This window comes from Treponema sp. Marseille-Q4523 (assembly GCF_016901105.1).
In the GTDB taxonomy this organism is placed as follows: domain Bacteria; phylum Spirochaetota; class Spirochaetia; order Treponematales; family Treponemataceae; genus Treponema_D.
Window position 1 is genome coordinate 36975 of the sequence record NZ_JAFEVM010000025.1, and the last position, 6212, is coordinate 43186.

The 6212-nt window shown below is 50.2% G+C and carries 4 protein-coding genes and 1 rRNA gene; 3 read left to right on the top strand and 2 right to left on the bottom strand.

Annotation, left to right across the window (positions count from 1 at the left end; all coding sequences use genetic code 11):
* Positions 1-88: 88 nt before the first annotated feature.
* The gene (locus tag JSQ97_RS08955) at positions 89-2152 is read left to right on the top strand and encodes a DEAD/DEAH box helicase (protein ID WP_205075739.1); all 2064 of its coding nucleotides are present in this window, start codon (positions 89-91) and stop codon (positions 2150-2152) included.
* Positions 2153-2225: 73 nt separating this feature from the next.
* Here the strand turns inward: JSQ97_RS08955 and JSQ97_RS08960 are convergent, their stop codons facing one another.
* Positions 2226-3680 (bottom strand): NFACT RNA binding domain-containing protein, encoded by a 1455-nt coding sequence (locus JSQ97_RS08960; RefSeq protein ID WP_205075742.1) that lies wholly within the window; start codon positions 3678-3680, stop codon positions 2226-2228.
* Between the two features lie 37 nt (positions 3681-3717).
* The gene (locus JSQ97_RS08965) at positions 3718-5031 is read right to left on the bottom strand and encodes a cyclic nucleotide-binding domain-containing protein (protein WP_205075740.1); all 1314 of its coding nucleotides are present in this window, start codon (positions 5029-5031) and stop codon (positions 3718-3720) included.
* A 413-nt stretch (positions 5032-5444) separates the two neighbouring features.
* Here JSQ97_RS08965 and JSQ97_RS08970 point away from each other — a divergent pair, with 413 nt between their 5' ends.
* Positions 5445-5909, top strand: a complete 465-nt coding sequence (locus JSQ97_RS08970; RefSeq protein ID WP_205075741.1) for a WYL domain-containing protein — start codon at positions 5445-5447, stop codon at positions 5907-5909.
* Between the two features lie 182 nt (positions 5910-6091).
* Positions 6092-6212 (top strand): 16S ribosomal RNA (locus JSQ97_RS08975); the annotation flags it as partial.

The following is a 6212-nucleotide window of genomic DNA, read 5'->3' on the forward strand; positions in this document are numbered from 1 at the left end:
CGATTTTCCGGATCCTGTATAGTGCTTCCTGTCAGTCCCGTCACACAAATCAGGGGCGGGCGTTTGCCCGCAGGGTACAGGTATACACATGGATTCAGAAGACATCTCTTTCGAAGACCTCGGTCTGGACGAACAGACCCTGGCCGCAGTAGCCCGTAAAGGCTTTATCACTCCTTCTCCGATTCAAGTTCTCGCAATCCCGCGCCTTTTGAGCGGAGATGCGAACGTCATCGCACGCGCGCGTACGGGAACGGGAAAAACGGCCGCATTCGGTTTGCCTCTCGTGCAGCGCTTGAGAGGCGGAAGCGATCACGTAAAAGCGCTCATTCTTGAGCCGACGCGGGAACTTGCCGTTCAGACGTGCACCGAAATGCAGTCGTTCGCCGACGGAACGTTTCCGCGCACTTGCGTCGTCTACGGCGGTGCGTCGATGCTGTCGCAGATACGCGATTTGAAACGCGGCGTTGAAATCGTCGTCGGCACTCCCGGCCGCATTCAGGATCACATCGAACGCGGTACGCTCGACATCGGCAAAATCGATTATTTTATTCTCGACGAAGGCGATGAAATGCTCGATATGGGTTTCATCGAAGACATCGAAGCGATTTTCGAAAAAGCCAATCCCGCAAGCCGCATCCTGCTTTTCAGCGCGACGATGCCTTCTCCTATCCTCAAAATCGCTTCTCAGTTTATGGGCGAATACGAAATCGTCGAAGAAGAAGGCGTCGTCGACGAGCCGCTGCTCATCGAACAGAAATTTTGGGTGCTCCGCGAAAGCGAAAAGATAGACGCCCTCGTGCGCCTCATAGATATTTCCGACGATTTTTACGGTCTCGTCTTTACGCAGACGAAGATGGACGCCGATACCGTCGCGCGCCAACTCGACGAACGCGGCTATGAAGTCGCAGCTCTCCACGGAGACGTTGCACAGAGCCAGCGCGAAAAGATCCTCGCGAGATTCCGCCGAAAAAAAACGCGCATTCTCGTCGCGACCGACGTCGCCGCCCGCGGTATCGATATCACGGGCTTAAGCCACGTCGTCAATTATTCCCTTCCGTTCGACGGTGCGACGTACGTGCACCGTATCGGACGTACGGGCAGGGCGGGAGCTGCGGGAACGGCGATCACCTTTGTCCGTCCCGAAGAGCGGAAGCGCAAACTCAGCTATATGCAAAACGCGATCCGAAAAAGTACGAAGGGCGAACTAAAAGAAGAAGCCGTTCCGACGGTCGAAGAAGTCGTCGCAAAAAAACGGGAGCGGCTCTTCGATAAACTTAAAAGCGATATCGGCTTGTTTCCGCGGCGTGGCAATGTTTCGGAATCGGATGATGCCGATAAATTAATAATTAATAATTCTGATCTACAGACGGATATCTCCGCTTCGAATGCCGAAAGCGATATGTACGGCGCACCTAATGCGGAGGGGCAAAACGATGTGTCCGTTGAAGCTGCGGCATCCGATACGAACGCGCAGCACGATACGGAAACGCATGATGATGCGGAAGTTCAAAAGACGGCGCTCATCAAAGCCGATGCACAGTTTGCGGAAATGGCGAAAGAGCTGTGCAAAGACAACGACGCCCAAGACGTGCTTGCGGCGGTTATGTCCGTGCTCTACGGCACATCGCTCGATGTTTCTCGTTACGGAAAGATTGCACGTCAAAAAGGCGAAACGGGGCGAAACCGCGCTTCGTTCGGAGAAGCGGGTGATCAGATGCGCCTCTACGTGCAGATGGGACGGCGCGACGGATACGGTCCGCGCGAAATCGCGGATTATTTCAGCGATCTCCTCAATATTCCGGGGCGCTTCGTCGACCGCATCGATATGGCTGCGAATTTTACGCTGTTGAGTCTTCCCGCCGATTCGGCAAAAAAAGCCCTCGAACTGTCCAAAAGAGGCGGCGACGTTCCGCACATACACGTCGATTCGAAATCCGGCGGCTTTGAAAAAAAATCGCGTTCATCGTTTCGAAGCACAGGCGAATCTTTCGGCGGAAAAAAGAAAGCGGGACGTTTTGAACCGAGTGCGAGCGGCTTCGGCGAAAAAAAATTCAGAGCGCACGGTAGGCCGAACGTACACACGCCGACGGAGCGGAGCGGAAGCGCAGGTTTATATAGGCGTAAATCATCCGGAAGGGCCGAACGCTTTTAGATCGGCTGTTTTATAGACACGGCTGCGTTTTCGGCGAGAACTTCGTTCGTTTTGTACGCGTCGTTCGGCGGTTTTATTCGTGCGACAATTCCCGCCGGATATCGTCGAGGCGGTCGAGCCGCCCCTGATCGAGTGCGACGAAAATATTTTTTTCCTGTGTCGGAAGCACGAGTCCTTTCGGTCCGTTTTTTGCACGGCGGAGATATTTTACTTTCGTATAATAGACGTCGGCTTTTCCCGCTTTGCGCCCTTTCGAATAGTAGACTGCAAGGTTTGCCGCGTCGAGCAACACATCTCGCGGCACGGTTTTCCCCGGCCGGTTTTTAATAAAAACGTAGCCTCCCGGAAAGTCGCGCGCGTGCAGCCACATATCTTCGCCTCGGACATGGCGGCGCAAGAGTTCGTCGTTTTCGTCCGCGTCGCGCCCCGCGATGATGTACCAGCCGTCGACCGTGTAATCGAGACCCGGATGCGCTTTTTTCTTTTGCTGCTCGGGTTTTGTGTTCCGTCTGAGCATCTGCTCTATCTTTACGGGATTTTTTTCGCGTATGATGTCGCCGTAGCGTTTGTCGAGGGCTGCGATCTCCTTTTCTTCAACCGCAATATCGTGTACGAGCTGTTCCGCTCCCCGCGTCTCTTTCCGATACCGCTCATAATATGCCGCCGCATTTTCCTGCGTGTTTTTTTTCGGATCGATTTTGATCCTGACCCTTCCCCCGGTATCGTAATCATCGCATTCGAGAAAATCGCTTTTGCCGTCGAGCAAGTGTCCGAAAGATAATATCAAATCGCCCTGATGTTTGTATTGCCCTGCATTTTTAAAAGATTCCCGTTTTGCTTTCAGCCGTTCGAGCGCCCCTTCTTTTTTCGATTTTTGTGCGGCATACCATTTTTCCGCTTGCGCCAAAAGCGCCGCACGCGAAAGAGAGCGGGCATGCTCTCCGTACCACATATCGACTTTTTCGTTGAACGAAAGAGGGGCGGCATCGGGATGCTCCCTTGCGTAGCGCTCTTCGATATCGCCGAAGGTGCGGACGGGATGCTCTTTTTGCGGAAACGCTTTTTCATTTTCGGGAAGTGCAAAGGTGCCGCCTGCGATTTCGCCCTTTGCCGGACGGCGATACATAGTATCGAGGATTATGTTCGATTCCGTACACAATACGATATTTGCAGCTCCGCTCCACAAACGTATGTACATAATAAAATTTTCGTCGGCGTGCGTAAGCGTCATTTTAATAATCCGCTCAAAATCGACTTGAGCGCAGGATGTGATCCGGGAGCCTTTGATGTGCGATTTTAAAAATTCCATAAAGCGCAGCGGCTTATCGTTCCGCGTGATTTTCCGTTTCGTCGCGTGTATGCGGCATGAAGAGTGCGCGGTGCAGATAAAAAGCGTGAGCGCCCTTCCGTTTTTATACGTGCAGAGCGTGAGCGTATCGTAGCAGGGCTGAATGATGTCTTGAATAAAAGCGCCTTCGAGGTCGAGCTCCGAGAGGATAACGTTTATTTCGTTGCAGTTGAGCGACACGACGGTTCCTTTAATAATAATGCGATATAGTAAAAAATTATTTTCCGCTTTCCCGGAGTTTTGCAATCTTTTCGTTCAGCTCGATTGTCCGGTGCGTTTGCTTTTCAAGCCGCTGTGCGAGCATTCGCGAAAGAAACAGGCCGTAGTGCGGATTTTTTCGTATCATCTGAAGAAAATCGCCTTTCGGAATTTTAATAAGTTTGCAGTTACCGACTGCGAGGATCGTTGCAGAACGTTTGTCGTTGAGCAAAAACGACATTTCGCCGATAAATACGTCGTTGGGCGACATGACGGTAACGAGCTTTCGCCCCGAATAGACGGCGTAGCGTCCCGACACGATAAAGAAAAGGTCGGTCGTCGGTTCGTTTTGGCGGCAGACGACTTGTTTGTCGGTGTACGTCACCGTTTTGAAATTCGACATGACGAGCGGCACCGTGTTCGATTCATCGATCCTGTTGTCGATTTCGAATACGACTTGATTTCCTTTTTCATTATACGCGATTTTTGAAACCAGCTCCGATGCAAGGCCGATACCTCTGCCGTGCAATTCCCCGTCGGGTGCGTTTTTTTTGCCGACGTATTTTCGCCAATCGAAACCGTCTCCTTCATCCTGGATCGATACGGCCGATTTGTGTTTTCCGATCGCGTACTTGATCGTAATCTGCTTGTTCGCATATCGCGGATCGGCGGCGCGCTCGGCGATGAGACTGAATATATCTCCGTGTTCTTCCATCCATCTCGTTTTTTCGTCGTACGAGATATCTAAGTTTCCGTGTTCGAGCGCGTTTGTTAAAAGTTCGGTAAGCGTCATCTGAAGATCGCTGCGGTCGTCGCTGTTTATTCGGTTGGTGCTGTACAGATAATTGATAAGAAACGACGTATAGAATCTGATATCGAGCGGATCGTTGCCGCAGACGAAGGTACCGTTTTCTTCGCCGCCGAAATCTTCCTGCATGCCGCGGCTCAGCAGAAACTTTTGGTTTTGCCACAAGATACGCAGCAAGTGAATAAAATGAAAAGAAAAATCGTTTATCGTTTGAATCGAAAGGATATTCGAGTCTTTCAGCTCTTCGAGCTCTCGCATCTGCTTTCTGTCTTTGCAGACTGCGATGATGCCGCCGTAGTGCAGCCACGGATCGGCGTTTACTTCGAAAAGAATTGTGTTGTAGTCGATGTTCGCCGAAGTGTAGTCGAGTACCTTTATCTCCGGCAGTTCGTAATTGATATAGCTGATGATATCGTCGATATCCGTTTTGATGTCGATGCCGAAGTCGTCCGAAAATGCGGCACAGCCTTCGCGCACCGTGGCGATAATTTTTTCATTCGATGACACAACGAGTATCTTTTTCATACGGATATTATAGCGGATATGTTCGATTTTTTTCTATATCGATTTATCGGCTTTTTGTTGTTAGGATGCTGTTCTGTATTCGGTAATGCGAGGTGTTATTCATTTACGGTTTTATTGACGAAAGGATGGTTGTCAATACAGTCATAGTACATATAAAACAATGAACGGCAAGCTTATTCCTGCGATTTTTATTTCATAGCAATTTAATTCATTTCTTAAAAGCATCTAGCGGCTGCGGCGGCTTTACTGCGACCGGATCGGTTAAAGCAAAGTCGGTGAGGCTACGATTAATCGCGATATCGATATGACTCGTACTTATTTTCACGCGCCGCTGGAATTTGACAGACACAAAGGCGGTTATTATTACAGCGATGATGCTTTTGAATTTACTTTGAATGATATTTCCGCGGAGGATGTTTGGAAAAAAAGTTATACGTTCTTTGCAGGAAAACGTAATTGTCGATTTTGAGTACAGCGGCAGGTGGAATACGAAAGCCGCCCTGCCGTATGTAAAAGAGCGTCTTTGGGCTGACAATCAGAAACTTACTGATTTTGAAGATGACGAAAAAACGCGGATTGATTTTTCGTCAACGCAAGTCCTGAAAGTTATGGAATGGATTTTAGCGCAGGGAGCGAATGTTGTTCCGCAAAGTCCGCAGTGGTTTGTGGATGATTGGAAGAAGATCGTAAAAGCTATGATGAAAAGGGTGGAAAGCTATATTAATAAATTTTCGAAGGCGGTTTCATTCGCGCGCTTGCCGTCTGAGTGCATATGTCCTGTGCGCTGCTTTCGAGTCGGGTGCGGCGCGAGTTCGTGTGGAAAGCGTGGGGCGGGCATGGAGAAAAAAGTTTTGAAAAAGGGAGGGGTAGGTACTTGACAGGGAGGTGAGAAAAGTAGTAAATTACAAGCTACCCGCGCAAATCACGGGTGCGCTGTTTGACAGGTAGAGGGAAGGAAAGAAAGCAAGACGCATGCGGAGATAAAAAAGTCTCCCGAATCAAGCGAGAGCAAGCGGGGACAAACGAACGGAATTATACCCGGAGCAATCCGGGAAACATAATGATGGAGAGTTTGATCCTGGCTCAGAACGAACGCTGGCGGCGCGTCTTAACCATGCAAGTCGAGCGGCAGGCAGCAATGCCGAGAGCGGCGGACTGGTGAGTAACACGTGGATAACGAA